Annotated in this window: 12 protein-coding genes and 1 other RNA gene; 8 read left to right on the top strand and 5 right to left on the bottom strand. The window is 57.0% G+C overall.

Translation table 11 applies throughout. The annotated features are described in order from the left end of the window. Position 1: 1 nt before the first annotated feature. The 5 genes from recR to FDP08_RS03295 all read right to left on the bottom strand — a co-directional run bounded on the left by recR (position 2) and on the right by FDP08_RS03295 (position 3836). Positions 2 to 604, bottom strand: a complete 603-nt coding sequence (gene recR / locus FDP08_RS03275; RefSeq protein ID WP_137434599.1) for a recombination mediator RecR — start codon at positions 602 to 604, stop codon at positions 2 to 4. Positions 605 to 616: 12 nt separating this feature from the next. Continuing rightward, entirely contained in the window at positions 617 to 940 is a 324-nt protein-coding gene (locus tag FDP08_RS03280) for a YbaB/EbfC family nucleoid-associated protein (RefSeq protein WP_137434600.1), read from the bottom strand. 58 nt (positions 941 to 998) lie between these two features. Continuing rightward, positions 999 to 2861, bottom strand: coding sequence for a DNA polymerase III subunit gamma/tau (dnaX, locus tag FDP08_RS03285; protein WP_137437205.1), 1863 nt, complete (start codon positions 2859 to 2861; stop codon positions 999 to 1001). 110 nt (positions 2862 to 2971) lie between these two features. Next, positions 2972 to 3068, bottom strand: an RNA gene (ffs, locus tag FDP08_RS03290) — signal recognition particle sRNA small type. An 87-nt stretch (positions 3069 to 3155) separates the two neighbouring features. Continuing rightward, entirely contained in the window at positions 3156 to 3836 is a 681-nt protein-coding gene (locus FDP08_RS03295) for a 2OG-Fe(II) oxygenase (protein ID WP_137434601.1), read from the bottom strand. A gap of 143 nt (positions 3837 to 3979) precedes the next feature. On the opposite strand from FDP08_RS03295, the gene FDP08_RS03300 reads away from it, so the two are divergent. From FDP08_RS03300 to FDP08_RS03335, 8 genes are all read left to right on the top strand, one after another. Then, the gene (locus FDP08_RS03300) at positions 3980 to 4873 is read left to right on the top strand and encodes a D-hexose-6-phosphate mutarotase (RefSeq protein ID WP_137434602.1); all 894 of its coding nucleotides are present in this window, start codon (positions 3980 to 3982) and stop codon (positions 4871 to 4873) included. A 17-nt stretch (positions 4874 to 4890) separates the two neighbouring features. Further along, positions 4891 to 5706 (top strand): lysophospholipid acyltransferase family protein, encoded by an 816-nt coding sequence (locus FDP08_RS03305; protein ID WP_137434603.1) that lies wholly within the window; start codon positions 4891 to 4893, stop codon positions 5704 to 5706. Next, entirely contained in the window at positions 5706 to 6653 is a 948-nt protein-coding gene (locus FDP08_RS03310) for an SDR family oxidoreductase (protein WP_137434604.1), read from the top strand. Before FDP08_RS03305 ends, FDP08_RS03310 begins: the two co-directional genes overlap by 1 nt. A 29-nt stretch (positions 6654 to 6682) precedes the next feature. Further along, positions 6683 to 8821, top strand: a complete 2139-nt coding sequence (gene prsK / locus FDP08_RS03315; protein WP_137434605.1) for an XrtA/PEP-CTERM system histidine kinase PrsK — start codon at positions 6683 to 6685, stop codon at positions 8819 to 8821. Between the two features lie 121 nt (positions 8822 to 8942). After that, positions 8943 to 10316, top strand: coding sequence for a PEP-CTERM-box response regulator transcription factor (gene prsR / locus FDP08_RS03320; protein ID WP_137434606.1), 1374 nt, complete (start codon positions 8943 to 8945; stop codon positions 10314 to 10316). A gap of 51 nt (positions 10317 to 10367) precedes the next feature. Further along, on the top strand, positions 10368 to 13070 hold the full coding sequence (locus FDP08_RS03325; RefSeq protein WP_137434607.1) for a tetratricopeptide repeat protein: 2703 nt from the start codon (positions 10368 to 10370) through the stop codon (positions 13068 to 13070). 306 nt (positions 13071 to 13376) lie between these two features. Further along, complete coding sequence (locus FDP08_RS03330; protein WP_228263221.1) at positions 13377 to 15203, top strand: PA14 domain-containing protein; 1827 nt, start codon at positions 13377 to 13379, stop codon at positions 15201 to 15203. Between the two features lie 215 nt (positions 15204 to 15418). Next, entirely contained in the window at positions 15419 to 16093 is a 675-nt protein-coding gene (locus FDP08_RS03335; protein WP_137434609.1) for a PEP-CTERM sorting domain-containing protein, read from the top strand. Positions 16094 to 16103: the final 10 nt, after the last annotated feature.

The raw sequence follows: 16103 nt of genomic DNA on the forward strand, positions 1-16103 counted from the left end.
TTTATTCAGTCAGGGGTTTACGGCCGCGGAAGGCGTGAGTCAGGGTGAATCCGTCCACGTAGCCCAGCTCGCCACCCACCGGAATACCATGGGCAAGGCGAGTAATGAGAATGTTGCTGCCATCCAGCCTGTCGGCGATGTAGTGGGCCGTAGCCTCACCCTCCACCGTTGGATTGGTGGCCAGGATCAGCTCCGTTACGCCTTCGTCATAGATCCGCCTGAGCAGGCGTTCGATGCCGATTTCCTCAGGACCAACACCATCTATGGGCGACAGGTGCCCCATCAGCACAAAATAACTGCCACGGTAGTCACCCGCCTGCTCGATGGCCAGCAGGTCCGACGGGCTTTCCACCACGCACAGGGTGCCATTCCGGCGATCGGGGTTTTCGCAGATATTACAGGTGGGGGTGTCGGCAAAGTTCTGGCAGCTTTCACACCGGCGGACGCCGGTCATGGCCCGTTCCAGTGCATCGGAAAGCCGCGAGCCACCAGAGCGGCCCCGCTCCAGCAGGTGAAACGCCATGCGCTGGGCTGTTTTCTGACCGACACCAGGCAGACAGCGGAGCGACTCCACCAGTTCGTCCACCAACGGACTAAAAGCCATCAGCAATCCTCATCAGAACGGCATTTTGAAGCCCGGGGGCATGCCCATACCGGACATCATGCCGGACATTTTTTCTTTCTGGTTTTCTTCGACACGGCGGACGGCGTCGTTAATTGCCGCGGCCAGAAGATCCTCCAGGATCTCCTTGTCTTCACTCAGCAGCGAGGGATCAATGTCCACTTTGCGCACATCGTGACGACCGTTCATGGTCACCTTCACCAGGCCCGCACCGGACTCGCCTGTAATCTCCGCCTTGGCAGCCTCTTCCTGGGCCTTTTTCATCTCTTCCTGCATCTGCTGGGCCTTTTTCATCAGCTCGCCCATATTTTCCATCATCTTCACCTTCTCCAGATTTGGCTCAAGAGTGCCGGACGCATCGCTACGCCCGCACTCGTTACCCTTTTGCCTGCTGCGGCGGCCGGATACTGTCTTCGACTACTCTCGCCTCAAATCGTTCAACAATGGACTGCACCGCCGGATCATTGCGAATAGCCTCTTCCGCTGCCTTCTGACGAGCACGACGCTGGCGCTCTTCCCAGGCTGCCGGAGTTTTTCCGCCGGCATCGCCCTGCTCTATACGCAGGGTTATGGTGTCACCAAACCGATTCCTCAATGCCTCGAGGATCTTTTCTTCATGGCGCGCGTTCAGCAGGCGGGCGTGGCCTTCATCGATGGTCAGTACGATCTCATCGCCATTGCGGCTCATGGCGGCGTTGCTGGCCAGGTTGCCCGGCATGCCGACGATATCCAGGCTGCGGAAATGCCGCTCCCATACAAATTCACCAGTATCCTGATGGGGTTCAGGCTCGGGTTCAGGCTGAGGCTGTTCCTCCACCACCGGTTCAGACTCATAATCTTCGACAACGGCAGATTCAGCCGCTGCGGACTCGGCAGCCGCGTCGAGGCTTGCCAACCAGGCATCATCGGCTTCCGCCGGCGGAGGGCCGGCCTCCGGTTCCTCAGCGACGGGTTCGGATGCGACCTCTTCGGGTATAGCCTGTTCAGGGGCAGCTTGTTCGGCGACTGGTTCTGAGCGCTGCGGCTCTGAGTGCTGTGCCTCTGAGTGCTGTGGCTGTGGCTCAGGCGCGGCAGGGCCAGGTTCGGGGTCTTCCCGTTGTTCCTGCCCGGACGACGAACCACCGGATGCAATCGCAGGCGGCTCCCGGCGATCGGCACCGGGCCGGAATGCCAGCATGCGCAGCAACGTCATCTCGAAGCCCATGCGGGCGTCGGGCGTTACCGCCAGGTCTTTACGGCCCATCAGGGCAGCCTGGTAAAACAGCTGCGCGTCTTCCGCACTCAGCCGGCGCGCCAGGGATTCCACCTGGGCTGCATCCCCAAGGGCGTTGTCGACACTGCCCGGCACCACCTGCTCCATGGTCACGCGGTGGAACAGGGAGAGCAGGTCCGCCAGGATCACGCTGTAATCCGGCGCAAAATCAGAAATACGGCTGATTTCGGAGAGCAACGCCGGCCCGTCATTTTCCACCAGCGCGTTGACCAGCTTCTCAATGTCCCTCTGATCAATGGTGCCCAGCATGTTGCTGACATCACTACCTGAGAGCTTCTGGTTACCAAACGCAATGGCCTGGTCAGTCAGGCTCAGGGCATCCCGCATGCTGCCATCGGCGGCGCGGGCCAACAGCCACAGGGCTGGTTCTTCAAAAGGAATACCTTCCTGCGTCAGCACATGCCGCAGATGCCCGGCAATATGCTCCGGCGTCATCCGTTTAAGGTTGAACTGCAGGCAGCGGGACAGAACGGTGACGGGCAGTTTCTGGGGGTCTGTGGTGGCCAGCAGGAACTTGACGTGCTCCGGGGGCTCTTCCAGGGTTTTGAGAAAGGCGTTAAAGGACTGGTTGGTCAGCATGTGTACCTCGTCAATGAGGTACACCTTGAAACGGCCACGGGACGGCGAGTACTGCACGTTATCCGTCAGCTCCCGCATGTCATCCACGCCGGTACGGGAGGCAGCGTCGATTTCAATCAGATCGACAAAACGGCCCTCCTGAATCTCCTGGCAACTGGAGCAGGTTCCGCAAGGGGTGGCGGTGACGCCAGTTTCGCAGTTCAGGCAGCGTGCCAACAGGCGGCCGATCGTGGTCTTGCCCACCCCGCGAGTACCGGTAAACAGATAGGCGTGGTGCAGCCGCTGGTTGTCCAGGGCGTGAATCAGTGCCTGGAGCACATGCTCCTGGCCGACCATATCTTCAAATGTACGGGGGCGCCACTTACGGGCAAGTACCTGGTAGCTCATGTTCTGCCAACTGCCGTTAAAAATGGGTTTAACCATAGCACGGTCATGGTGTCAGAAGAAGTCGATAGCGGACGATCAAGACGGGATAAAAGGGGGAAATCTGGGGGTGACTCCACCAGCGACACTCCGGCACACAAGTCCACCGCTTCGGCTGCTCCCTTCCGGGCCTGACCGGGTTCACGGTTTATCGTTGCGGAGGCACCAATGGAGCCACCATAACGGGCTTAAGGGCTAAATCCCCGAAAGCGGCGCGCATATTAGCAAAAGGGTTCCGGCACTACAATGATAATGACACTACAACGGCAATGGCACTTCATCACAACGAAACCAGCAGGCAATGCTGTACCGGGTACGATTGGCCGGCAGCACCTCGTGAGGAACTTCCTCGCTCATGAACAGGGCCATATGCCCATCCCGGGGTAACACCGTGCCACAGACTTCATCGTTGTTCTCGCGATTGTAGATCTGCAAGACACCGCCGTCAGCTTGCTCCCAGCCTTCGTTCAGGTACAGCACCAGGCTCACAACCCGCGACGCCCTGCCCTGAAAACTGTCCACATGGCGGCGGTAGAAATCGCCCTCGTGGTAGGTGGCGTAATGGGCCTCGAATCGTTTGAGGCCCAGGAACAGCCGTTGGTTCAGCCCGACCCGAACAGACTCGAAAAAGGCAAACAGATCCGCCTGTACCGGGGTTACGCCCTGGAGCCAGGCAATCTTGTCACGACGCACGGACCGGTCCCGAAGCAGATCGGAGCCACGGCCCACACCAGCCTTCCGCAGGGCCTCTGTACGATCCAGTATCTGAACTTCACTGTGCAGGCCAGCCAATAGCTGCGCCCCCAGACGGGACGACACATTCTGGCTCATCCAGCCGTGTTCGGTCAGGCCATCGGCAAGCTCATCAAGCCACAGGTCGCTGACAACCGGGGCTGGCTCACTGTATGTAAGAATGGGCGTGACGAACTGGTTATTCATTAAACAAACTCCGGCCGGGACCGTCGATTTTAGGCCGGTTTCTCGCCGTAAAGACAGTTTTAATTTACCCTGACCGTAAGGAAATCCCGTAACACACAAACGTCATCGTGAAGTCGCGATGAAAGGCAGTAACGAGGCACCAAGTGACACTAAAACCCGGGCACTGGTCATTTACCCGCTGGACAACCGTCGGGCAGCTGGAAGCCATTGAAGTGCACCACCCCCAGTTTCGCGCCCGCCTGTTCCTGCAGGGCGCTCATCTCACCCAATTTGCGCCCCGTGATGAACCGGACTGGCTCTGGGTCAGTGACACGGCCCGTTACGAACCGGGCCGGGCCATTCGTGGCGGAATCCCCGTGTGCTGGCCATGGTTCGGTGTCCCTGACAGGAATCCACCGGAAGTACGGCGGCGGATACTGACCGACGCCTCCCATGGCTTTGCCCGCGCCGCCGTGTGGAAACTCGAGGATGTGCGCGAAACCGCCCAGGAAGTGGAAATCAGCTTGTCCCTGGATGCAAACACTGATTTTGCCGATGTGTGGCAGGGGCGCGCGCTTTTGTTGATGACATTCAATTTCTCGGCTGATGGGTGCCAGGTTGTACTGAGCACCACCAACCCCGGCGCAGAACCTCTCGCCTTCAGCCAGGCGCTTCACACTTACCTGCCGACTGCGGATATCGGGCAGACCCGGATCGAGGGACTGGAGAACTGCGAGTACGTTGATTCCCTGAGGGACTGGAGCTACCACTCCCAACAGGGCCCCGTGCAGTTTGAGGGTGAAACCGACCGCATCTATGAAAGCGGCGCGCCATTGATCGTCTCTACCCCGGCGGGAAACCGGAAACTGACCGCCATCGGCAGCGACTCCACGGTGGTGTGGAACCCGGGCCCGGATAAGGCCGCACGGTTATCGGATTTTCCGGATGATGCCTGGCAGTCCATGCTCTGCGTCGAAAGTGCCAATGCTCTGAGTGATTATCGCGTTCTTAATGAAGGCCAAAGCCATACCCTTGGCGTTATGATTGGTCGGGTTTAAAAAAACAGGGAGCCCACATGGGTCTAGCATCGTATCTGAAATCCAGGCTGATACCGGCGGAGCTGGACAGCCACATCAATCGTATCCGAAAGCCCATTGGCTCGCTCGGATATGATCCCTGGGGCTATAACAACGAGGTGATGAAGTACGGCTTCTCCCTAACCCGCCAGATCTATGATAAATATTTCCGGGTGGAAGCCACAGGCGTCGAAAAAATACCGGCCGAAGGCCCCGTTCTGATCGTGCCGAACCACAGCGGGCAGTTGCCGATTGACGGGTTGCTGATTGGTTATGCCCTCGCCTCCCGCGAGAAAAATCCCCGCATTCCCCGGGCAATGATCGAGCGCTTTTTTCCCACCGTACCCTACCTTGGCAACCTGCTGAACGAGTTTGGTGCTGTACTGGGTGACCCCACCAACTGCGCCAAGATGCTGGCCAATGGCGAAGCGGTGATTGTGTTCCCGGAGGGTGTTCGCGGCTCCGGCAAACTCTACCGGGACCGCTATCAGCTCAAGCGTTTCGGTAACGGCTTCATGCACCTGGCGATGAAATACAAGGCACCCATTGTGCCGGTTGGCGTGGTGGGTTGTGAGGAAACCATCCCTGCCATCGCTGACATCAAGCCGCTGGCAAGGCTATTGGGCATACCCTACGCGCCCCTTGCCATGCCCGTGGTGTTGCCTGCCAAGGTGCACCTCAATTTTGGCGACCCGATGATGTTTGATGATCTGGAAATCCCGGAAGAACAGGTCACCGAGCGGGTGGAACAGGTAAAAGCGGCAATCAGCGAACTGATTGATACCGGGCTGAGCGAAAGGAAAAGGCTGTTCTGATGGACGAACAACGCAGACCACATATTCTTGTTACCGGTGCCGCTGGGGCCCTGGCGCAACAGGTAATCGACCGACTGCGGGAGACCTGCAACCTGGTAGCGGTGGATTTCCGTGAGCAGGTCTACCTGGGCGACGATATTCCCAGCTACTGCATCGACTTCAACAAGCGCTCCTTCGAGGATCTGTTCCGGCGCTACAAGTTCGACGGCATCATCCACCTTGGCCGCATCATGTCCAGCCAGCTCACCCGTATGCGCCGGTATAATGCCAACGTACTGGGCACCCAGAAGCTGCTGGATCTCAGCCACAAATACAACATCAAGCGGATGGTGGTTTTATCCACGTTTCATGTCTACGGCGCGGTGGCCTACAACCCGGCACTGATAGACGAAGAGGCGCCACTGAAAAGCGCCGGCCTGAGCGCAGACCTGATCGATTCCGTAGAACTGGAAAACCTTGCCAACATATACCTCTGGCGCTACCCGGACCTGAATATCACCATTCTTCGGCCCTGCAACATCGTCGGCCCCGGCGTACGCAATTCCATCAGCACCCTGCTGGGCATGGAACGGGCGCCCGTACTGGCCGGCTTTTCACCGATGATGCAGTTTATCCATATCGACGATATGGCCGATGCCATTGTGCTGGCCTACAACAAGCCCCAGCGAGGCATATACAATGTGGCGCCGGAAGACTGGGTGGCCTATCAGCACGCCCTGAAGCTCTGCGGCTGCAAGCGAATCCCGATACCGTCCATTCCGCCAATTCTGCCGAGACTGATACTCCGCACCCTGAACCTGCGAAGTTTTCCTTCGTATCTGATGCACTTTTTCAAGTATCCTGTCGTGATTGACGGCAGAGCGTTCGCCCGGGAGTTCAATTTCACCCCCAAGCGGCCGCTGAAAGAAATATTCCGGTTTTACCGCGAGAATAAAAAACCGGTGTAAGTAATGGCGCATAACGCAGGACGCGAGCCATGTTGGACGATTTCAGCCTGATCAGTCATGCCACGGCAGCCATAGCCTATGGGCTGCTTGCCGCGGTTATTGCCACACGATACCTTCGGCGGGATATCGACCGTTCGCTGCTGCTGGCATCCCTGGCGACCATGATCTGGGCCGCGTCACTGGTTACCCAGAGCCTGTGGGCTGAACCCGGTTTCTTCATCCGCTACATGCTGGAACTGTTGCGGGACGCAGCCTGGATCCTGGTGCTTTTCGCCCTGCTTCGGGATTCCTTCCGCAGCGCCAACCTGGTGGGCCGTCTGCGCCGGATTCTGGCAACTGCCACTGTAGCCCTGGTGGTCCTGCTCCTGGGTTCCGGGCTGATGGAATACGCCTTCGGACTCACCATTCTTGACGGTAAAACCAAGGTGGTGGGCCAGATCGCCCTCTCCCTGCTGGGTCTGTCGCTGGTTGAACAGATCTGGCGCAACTCGCTTTCGTTTGGCCGCTCGAGCATGAAGTATATCTGCATCGCGGTAGCCACCCTGTTCGCCTTCGACTTTTTCATGTATGCCGACGCGCTTCTGTTCGGCCAGGTGGCGGACTCCTTCTGGAATGCCCGGGGCCTGGTCAACGCGGCGCTGGTCCCCCTGTTTGCCGTCAACGTTATCAACACCCGCAAACAGCCAGTGGATTTCCAGCTTTCCCGGTCCGCCGTATTCCATGCTGGCACCATGCTGCTGGCCGGGGCCTACCTGCTCTTCCTGGCGCTCGGTGGCTACTACGTCAAAACCCTGGGCGGCGACTGGGGCGAGGCCCTTCAGGTGCTGTTCCTCACCATTGCCCTGGTATTTCTCGCCACCTTACTGACCTCGCGGCGCGTCAGATCCCGGCTGATGGTGTTCATCAGCCAGAATTTCTTCGACTACAAGTACGATTACCGGGAAGAATGGCTGAAAATGACCCGGGAAATGGCGGACCTCAGCGACAACCCGCCACTGCCTGAGCGGGTGATCCGCATCCTCACCGGACTGGTGGAAAGCAATGCCGGTGCCCTGTGGATCCGCGAAGACCACGGGGACTATCTGCTCAAAACCGCTGTAAACCTGGTAACCCCGAAATACACCTCCATTGACGCCCACTCGGAACTGGTCCGGTTTTTCGGCGAACGTGAATGGATTATTGACCTGCACGAATACCAGAACGATCCGGTAGCTTACAACCTGCTGGAAATTCCCGATTCAATCTCGAAAATATCCGACGGCTGGCTGATTATTCCCCTATATCTCAGCAACGACCTGTACGGCATTGCCATGATCGGCAATCCCTACGCCCGGGTGGAGCTGAACTGGGAAAACTTCGACCTGATCAAGGTAGTGGCCCGGCAAACCTGTAACCTGCTGGCCCAGGCAGATGCCCAGAACCGACTTTCACGAGCCATGCAGTTCGAGGCCGTGAGCAAGGCTTCCGCCTTTATGGTGCATGACCTGAAAACGCTGATTGCACAATTGTCTCTACTGGTGAAGAATGCCCCCAGGCACCGGGAAAACCCGGCCTTTATCGACGACATGATCACCACCACCGACCACGCCGTTCGCAAAATGTCCAACCTTGTGGACCATATCCGTAAGCCAGCCGACGAGACGTTGGTGACCGAAGAAGTAGAACTTCGCGAGGTGATCACCCACCTGGCGGAGCACTATTCCCGTCGCAAGCCAGCACCACGGGTGGCCGGTGACTCCGGAAAAATCTATATCAATGCCGACCGGGACCAACTCTGCAGCATCCTCGGCCACCTGATACAGAATGCCCAGGACGCCACACCACGAGACGGTGAGATAACCCTGACCCTGAAAACCGCCAGCGGCAGTGTGGTACTGTTTATTCAGGATACGGGGGCCGGCATGACCGAAGATTTCATCCAGGGCCAGCTGTTCAAGCCCTTTGAGAGCACCAAGGGGCTGACCGGAATGGGCATCGGTGCCTATCAGGCGCGGGAATATGTGCGTAACGTGAGGGGCAATATCGATGTTACCAGCGAACCCGGGCTGGGCTCATGTTTTTCAATCCGTTTCCCTCTCGCCCGGCCTGTAGAGGAACATATCCCAGACGAACTCGAGCCGGAACAAGCGCTTACGGGCGAGGCAGAGCCAAAGCAGAATGCCAAATAATTGGCGGAAATAAAATCGACCGAACACTATCATTGCAAAGCGTCAATGTTCGGTTAAAAATCAGGGGTGAGAGGATTCACCGCAAGACCATCACAATACGAAAAAAGGATTTGTAGCCGTTGTGAGTAGACGACTTTTAATCGTAGAGGACGACCCGGGCCTGCAAAGCCAGATGCGCTGGTGTTTCAGCGAAGACCTGGAAGTGACCGTTGCCGCCGACCGTGAATCTGCACTGGCGGCCCTGCGACGAACTGAGCCAGAGGTAATCACCCTGGATCTGGGGCTCCCCCCCGATCCCGGTGGAGCGTCGGAAGGCTTCCTGTTGCTGGAAGAAGTCCTGCGGCTCGCGCCCATGACCAAGATCATCGTGGTGACCGGCCGGGAGGACAAGGAAAACGCCGTCAAGGCCATCGGCATGGGCGCCAGCGATTTCTACCAGAAACCCCTGGATGCCGACATTCTCACCTTTGTGGTCAACCGCGCATTCCGGTTAGCAGAACTTGAGCGTGACAACCGCGAGCTTTCACGCCAGCGCAACGGCACCAGCATCAAGGGCATTGTCGCTGCCAGCCCACAGATGCTCTCCATCTGCCGCACCCTGGAAAAGGTTGCGCCCACGGACGTGACCACCCTGATTACCGGCGAGACCGGTACCGGCAAGGAACTGCTGGCACGCGCCCTCCATGACCTGAGCCATCGAGCGGACAATCCCTTTGCCGCAATCAACTGCGCCGCCATTCCAGAGAACCTTCTGGAAAGCGAGCTGTTCGGCTTTGAGAAAGGCTCCTTCACCGGCGCAACCCAGAGCAAGAAAGGCAAGATTGAGAACGCCAACGGCGGCACCCTGTTTCTGGATGAGATCGGCGACATGCCCATGGCCCTCCAGGCCAAGCTCCTGCGCTTCCTGCAGGAACGAGTGGTAGACCGGGTGGGCTCGGTGAAACCGGTACCCGTGGACGTGCGGGTGGTGTGCGCTACCCACCGGGACGTTCAGGAACTCATCACCCAGGGCACCTTCCGCGAGGACCTCTATTACCGCATCAGCGAGATCACCCTGGATGTACCGGCCCTCCGGGATCGGGATGGCGACGCCCTGGTCATCGCGCAATCGTTGTTGAAATCACTGGGCAAACAGATGGACCGCCCCAACCTTGCCTTCACTGAAGACGCTATCAAGGGCATCAAGAGCTACGCCTGGCCTGGCAACGTGAGGGAAATGATCAACAAGGTAAAACGAGCCACTATCATGGCGGATGGCAAACGGGTGACCGCCGCTGACTTGCAACTCAACTGCGAGGAGGAAGGCCCCGAGAGCCAGCTCAACCTGCGGCAGGTGCGTGAAAACGCCGAGCGTGCGGCAATTATACAGGCACTGCAGTCCTGCAGTTTCAATATGGCACAGGCCTCGCGCCTGCTGGGCGTAACACGGCCAACGCTCTACAACCTGACAGACAAATATCATATAGAGACATCCGCTGAATCGCCAAGTGCCTGAATAACAGGCAGGGAATCCATAACAATACCCAGAAAGGAAAGGAACAGGGCCATGAAACCAGTGTTAGCAGTACGTGCCACCCTTCTCTCAGTTGCCATTTCGCTCGCCCTCGCCGGTTGCAGCGGCAACGACAGTGATGAAATGAGCCAGGAAGAGATCCAGTATATCAGTCACCTGGACCAGTCGCGTTTCTTCCAGCGCCAGGGTGAGCTCAAGGCCAGTACGCTGGAGGCGCGTAGTGCTATTGAACTCCAGCCTAATCGCATCGAACCGTACCTCGTCATTGTCAATAACCTGCTCACTGCCGGTGATGCCCGCAATGCCGAACGACAGCTGGATCAACTGCTCTCGGACGTTGGTGAGCAGTCCATCAGTCAGCCAAACCGGAACAAAGCAGCCCTGATCCGAGCCGAAGCCAATCTGATGCAGCAGGAATTTGACGACGCACTGGCCGCTCTCGAAGAATTGAAAGAGCCCGACCGCGTTCAACAACTGGAAGGCGCCTTGATCAAGGGGGATATCCACTTGGCCGCAGGCCGCCTGGATGCAGCCAGGGAAGCCTATTCCGTTGCCCGAGACATTGATTCAGGTGAGGCAGAACCGCTGATCGGGCTTTCGAAAGTGGCTTACAGCCAGAATGACCCCGAGCAGGCTAACAAATACATCGCCCAGGCAGAAGAGCTGAACCAGGACAATGTGGAACTCTGGCTGTGGAAAGGAAAAGTGGCTCAGAATGAGGAAAACTGGGCTGACGCCGAGCAGGCTTACGTCAACGCACTGGAGACCATCGGTCAGTACGACATAATGACATACCAGAAGTTTGGAACCATGTCGGCGTTGATCAATGTACTGCGGGAACAGGGCAAATCCTCTGAAGCCTTTGTCTACGAGGAAATTCTCGCCAAATCGGCGCCCGGTACCATCAGAAGCAACCTGATAGCCGCACAGGAAGCGTTCAACAACGGCGAACTGAATAACGCCGCACGCTATCTTGAGGAAGTGCTGGCCCAGGCACCGAGCCAGGAACAGGCCGCCCTGATGCTGGGCATCATCCGTTATCGCCAGGGCCGGCCCGAGGAAGCGGAAGCCCTACTCGCACCAGTCGCCAATATGGATGACTCCCAACAGGCAAGAAAACTGCTTGCCGCTACTCGCCTCCAAATGCGCAACCCGGAAGGTGCCAAAGAAATCCTTGCCAATCTCGAAGACCAGGATTCAGACCCGGAAACCCTGGCGCTGGTGGGCATCGCCTCACTGGTCAGCGGCGACACCGAGAGCGGTGAGCAGTTTATCGAAAAATCCCTGGAACTCGCACCAGACAACAACACCCTGCGGCTGCGGTATGCAACCTATCTGGTGCGCACAGGCAAAACCGACAGCGCCATCGAACAGGCCAACCGGGTACTGGAGACCGACCCGGAATCAGAACAGGCAAGATTGCTGGTCGTCCAGGCCCATGTATCTTCCAACAACAACGATGCAGCCATCGCCGCTGCTTCCGACTGGGTGAAGGAACAACCAGAAAGTGTTGCCGCACTGATTACTCGAGGCAATGTCGCCGCCAACGCTGAGAATATCCAAGAAGCCAAGCAGTATTATCAGAGGGCGGTAGAAGCGGATAGCGAAAATCCCGCCGGGCTTAACGCCCTTGGCAACCTCGCACGGTTACGCAATGAAACAGAGCAGGCAAAAGACTACTACCGTCGTGCTATCGAATTGTCCCCGGACAACGGCCAGGCGCTGCAGGGGATCTCTTCGGTAATGCCGCGTGAAGAGCTGACAGCGCTAATGGAACGGATCCGGAAGCAACACCCTGAAGCCTACGGCCCAAGGCTGATATTGCTGGAATCGGCGCTGGTCGACGATAACACCCAACGGGCCGATGACCTGACAGCCAGCCTTCTGGAACGTGAAAGCGAATCCAGCCCTGCCCCGGCTGAATCGGCGGTTGCCTCGGTCTATCACGGCATTGCAACCCAACTGGCCCAGCGGGAACGACTGGAGCAGGCATCCGATGTGCTTCGCCGGGGACGCATACTGTTCCCCGAGAACGAAGAAATCGGCATCCAGGCAGCTGCAATCCAGTTCACCCAAGGAAATACCAAAGAGGCCCGGGACATCCTGAGAGACGTCAAACAACAACATCCCGAGTCCGCAGCTCCGTTCCGTGTCGAAGCCCGCTATTTTGAAAGGCAGGAAGAGTATCAGGAAGCCGCGGAGCTCTACCAGCTTGCCCTTGAACTCGAACAAACTGCCGAGCTGGAAGTTGCCCATGCCCGAGCACTTGTCCGGTCGGGGCAGCGCGTCAAGGCTGTCGAATCCCTTGAAAATGCCCGCCAGGCGTTTCCACGCAATCCTCAGATTCTAATGAACCTGGCCATGCTCCACCAGGAGAACGAGGCACCGGAAAAAGCGATACCGCCCTACGAAGAACTTCTTGAGGTAACCCCACGGAACGTGGTCGCACTCAACAACCTGGCGTGGATCTACCATCAGCAAGGCGACGAGCGCGCTATGGAACTGGCCAGGCAAGCCTTCGAACTGAACTCGGACAACGCCGCCATTGCCGACACCTACGGCTGGATCCTGTTCAAGGCGGGGCAAACAGAGGAAAGCCTGCCAGTTCTGGAAAAAGCCCACGAACTGCAACCGGGTTCCGAGGAAATTGCCATGCACCTGGCGGAAGCCTATCGCGCGACCGGCCGGGATGCGGATGCAAAACGAGTACTGGAGAAGTTTGGAGGCCGGAGTTAAAGTCAGAAAAGAAATAATGAGTATAACTACCGCCACACCATACCGAAACGTTCCTAGAACCCGGTGGCAGCTAATGGATTGCCCAACAATACTTACCGAGTATAACCATTGACCTGAAGGCCCCGTGGGAACACCTCTCGCGGGCCTCCATGGAAGGAAAGGTGGCTTATGTCGGTAAGCAAAGCTCTAGGCCTTGGAAGCGCCGTAATTTTCATCTCTGGCTGTCAAAGCTGGCAGTTCAGGGACATCGAGGGACTCCCCCCCACAGCCTCAATCCCCCAGGAAAGTGAACCCGGGAAAGTTGATGTGTGGTATTTCGACGGTATCAGCGGCACTACGGTTGATACTCTCACCAGCAGCCCGGCCTATCCGGATTCACCTGACGAAATAACCGAACTCACCGAACTGGAAAACCTGCAAAACCGGGCAAACAATTACGGCACATTGATCCGCGGCTTTATTGAAGCGCCGCAAACCGGCGAATACACCTTCTATGTCGCCGGGGATGACGAAACCCAGTTCTGGCTATCAGCCTCTGAAACCCCCGATTCGGTCAGTCAGATCGCGACCACCGGAAGAGCCACCCCCATCAGGGACTATAACCGTTACACATCCCAAACCTCCCCTGCCATTTATCTGGAAGCGGGCAGCCGCTACTACTTTGAGCTCCGGCATAAGGAAGGGGGATGGGATGATCACTTCAGCGTAGCGTGGGAGGGGCCAGGAATCAGCCGCCAGGTCATCAGTGGCGATCACCTCTACAGTTGGGCACAACGCTTGCCCACCACCGACCAGGAACTGACCGCCGAAGACGCGTATGAAATGGGCTATCGAGTTGGTTTCTTTGATGCGGAACAGGGGCTGGCCTTTACTCCTGGCTACCCTGTCCTGGATGGCGACGGTGATGGCCTGTATGACAACTGGGAGGTGCTCTATGGCCTTAACCCGGCCGACCCGACCGATGCCAATTCGGACCAGGATGATGACCTTCTCAGCGCCCTGGACGAGTTCTGGAGTGCAACCGACCCAACCAATCCTGACACCGACGGCGATGGCATTCCCGATGGCTATGAGTTTGCCTATGGACTGGACCCGCGTGACCCAACAGACGCATCGGTAGATCTGGATGGCGATGGGTACAGCGTGCTGGAAGAATACCTGGCTGGAACCGACCCCACCAATCCTGACGACAGCCCGGTCCAGGAAACGCAGTATACCGCCGGCTTTATCGGTCAGTATTTTCAGGGAACGAGTTTTGACGATTTCCTTTACACTCAAAAAGACCCGTCCATTCAGTTTGACTGGGGCAGCGGCAGCCCCTCATCGCAGGTACCCAACAACCAGTTCAGCATTCGCTGGCAGGGATGGTTTGTACCACCTCACACTGATGGCACCCGCAGCTATCAGTTAACCACCCGCACGGACGATGGGGTGCGCCTGTTGGTGAATGGTAAGCCTGTGATAGACCAGTGGAAGAACCAGTCTGCTACCTCCTACTCCCATGAGCTCAGTCTTGAGCCGGAAGAGCGGGTAGCGATCACCATGGAATACTATGAAGGGGGTTGGGACGCATCAGCAGCATTTACGGTTACTGACCAGCAAACAGGTACCGAACTCAGCGCCAGCAACGTTATTGAAAGCCTCGATCTCAGTACCACCCCGGAGGTCAGTACACTGGAGGACGGCATTAGTGATATCTACAAGCTGCGCTACGGTCTACCCCTGCTACAACCCAGCGCAGACATGGTACTCAATAACGAAGGTGTAACGGTATGGGATGCCTACCAATCAGGCCTGCACCCTTACACTCTGGAAACTGTAAGCGAACCTGACGCCCCCGCAACAGAACCCGCACCAACAGAGCCTGCTGTCTCAACAGTAACTCTGAGATGGAGCGCGCCGGGCACCCGGGTTGATGGCAGCAGTATCTCGCTCAGTGAAATCAGTCACTACGAAATAAACTACGGGCAATCGCCTGACAACCTGGATCAGGAGGTTCGTGCAGACTCCACTGCCACGGAATACACCTTGGAAGGTCTGGTCGAAGGCACCTGGTACTTCACCATTCGGGTCATCGACACAGAAGGCCTCACCAGCCAGGCATCAGACATCGTAGAGTTTGTGGTCCAGTAACCTGCCCACTTCGGAGGATGCTCATCCGGGATAGGTGCCGACAACTGGCTCTATCCCGGGGTACTCAAGCAAACCTCCACATTTGTCGATTTACTTTACACACCCATTAAAGATCCATATATTATTTCTTTAATATCAACAATATATATTTTCGGCACGTTATCTGCATATGTGTTACTTAAACGTAACAACTAAAGCGCACTGGAGTAGTAGATATGAAAGGATTTTCGAAAGGCATGGTATTCGCCGCAACATTTGCCGTTTCCGGCTTTGCGAGTGCTGCCTATATTGGTTCGGTCTCTAACGGTAATGCACCAGGCGATGTTTCCGAACAGACCGTACCGGGTGATAACGATTATGCTACGCGCGTGTTGGGTAGCTGGACAGCAGATGCTCCTCTTTACAATGTAGGAAGCAGTGTCGACTTCGGTCACAACCTGAAATCCACTACTGATGGCCCTTTCCGGTTGACCTTCACCTATCTTGGTAAGGAAGCCAGCGATAACAACCAGTTCTGGTACAACAACAGCCTGATTTTTGACAAAAATAGCACACCGGACGATGAATTCAGCACCATTTTCTTTGGCTCAGCTGACACCTTCCTGGACTTCTACTTCCAGAGACAGTCTGGCCAGCAAATTGTCAATGATGGGACAAACGGTAGTCAGTTGGTTGTTGGCGTTAACAGTGGCACCACCACGAATTTCAATATCTTTGAAGTATCAGAAGATTACTTCATCCTTAGCTTTGACGATGGATTCGCCAAAGACGACAACCATGACGACCTGGTGATCGCAGTACGCGCTTCCAGGGTTCCGGAACCCGGAACACTCGCACTTCTTGGCCTAGGCCTTGCCGGGCTCGCCCTGCGCAGGAAGGCCAAAGCCTGATTCGCTTGAC

This window comes from Marinobacter panjinensis, from assembly GCF_005298175.1.
GTDB lineage: Bacteria > Pseudomonadota > Gammaproteobacteria > Pseudomonadales > Oleiphilaceae > Marinobacter > Marinobacter panjinensis.

What these genes read in the sequence shown, in the direction of transcription:
- recR (WP_137434599.1), bottom strand. Translation starts at nt 604, where the DNA reads ATGGCTTTTAGTCCGTTGGTGGACGAACTGGTGGAGTCGCTCCGCTGT.
- FDP08_RS03280 (WP_137434600.1), bottom strand. Translation starts at nt 940, where the DNA reads ATGATGGAAAATATGGGCGAGCTGATGAAAAAGGCCCAGCAGATGCAG.
- dnaX (WP_137437205.1), bottom strand. Translation starts at nt 2,861, where the DNA reads ATGAGCTACCAGGTACTTGCCCGTAAGTGGCGCCCCCGTACATTTGAA.
- FDP08_RS03295 (WP_137434601.1), bottom strand. Translation starts at nt 3,836, where the DNA reads ATGAATAACCAGTTCGTCACGCCCATTCTTACATACAGTGAGCCAGCC.
- FDP08_RS03305 (WP_137434603.1), top strand. Translation starts at nt 4,891, where the DNA reads ATGGGTCTAGCATCGTATCTGAAATCCAGGCTGATACCGGCGGAGCTG.
- FDP08_RS03310 (WP_137434604.1), top strand. Translation starts at nt 5,706, where the DNA reads ATGGACGAACAACGCAGACCACATATTCTTGTTACCGGTGCCGCTGGG.
- prsK (WP_137434605.1), top strand. Translation starts at nt 6,683, where the DNA reads ATGTTGGACGATTTCAGCCTGATCAGTCATGCCACGGCAGCCATAGCC.
- FDP08_RS03325 (WP_137434607.1), top strand. Translation starts at nt 10,368, where the DNA reads ATGAAACCAGTGTTAGCAGTACGTGCCACCCTTCTCTCAGTTGCCATT.
- FDP08_RS03335 (WP_137434609.1), top strand. Translation starts at nt 15,419, where the DNA reads ATGAAAGGATTTTCGAAAGGCATGGTATTCGCCGCAACATTTGCCGTT.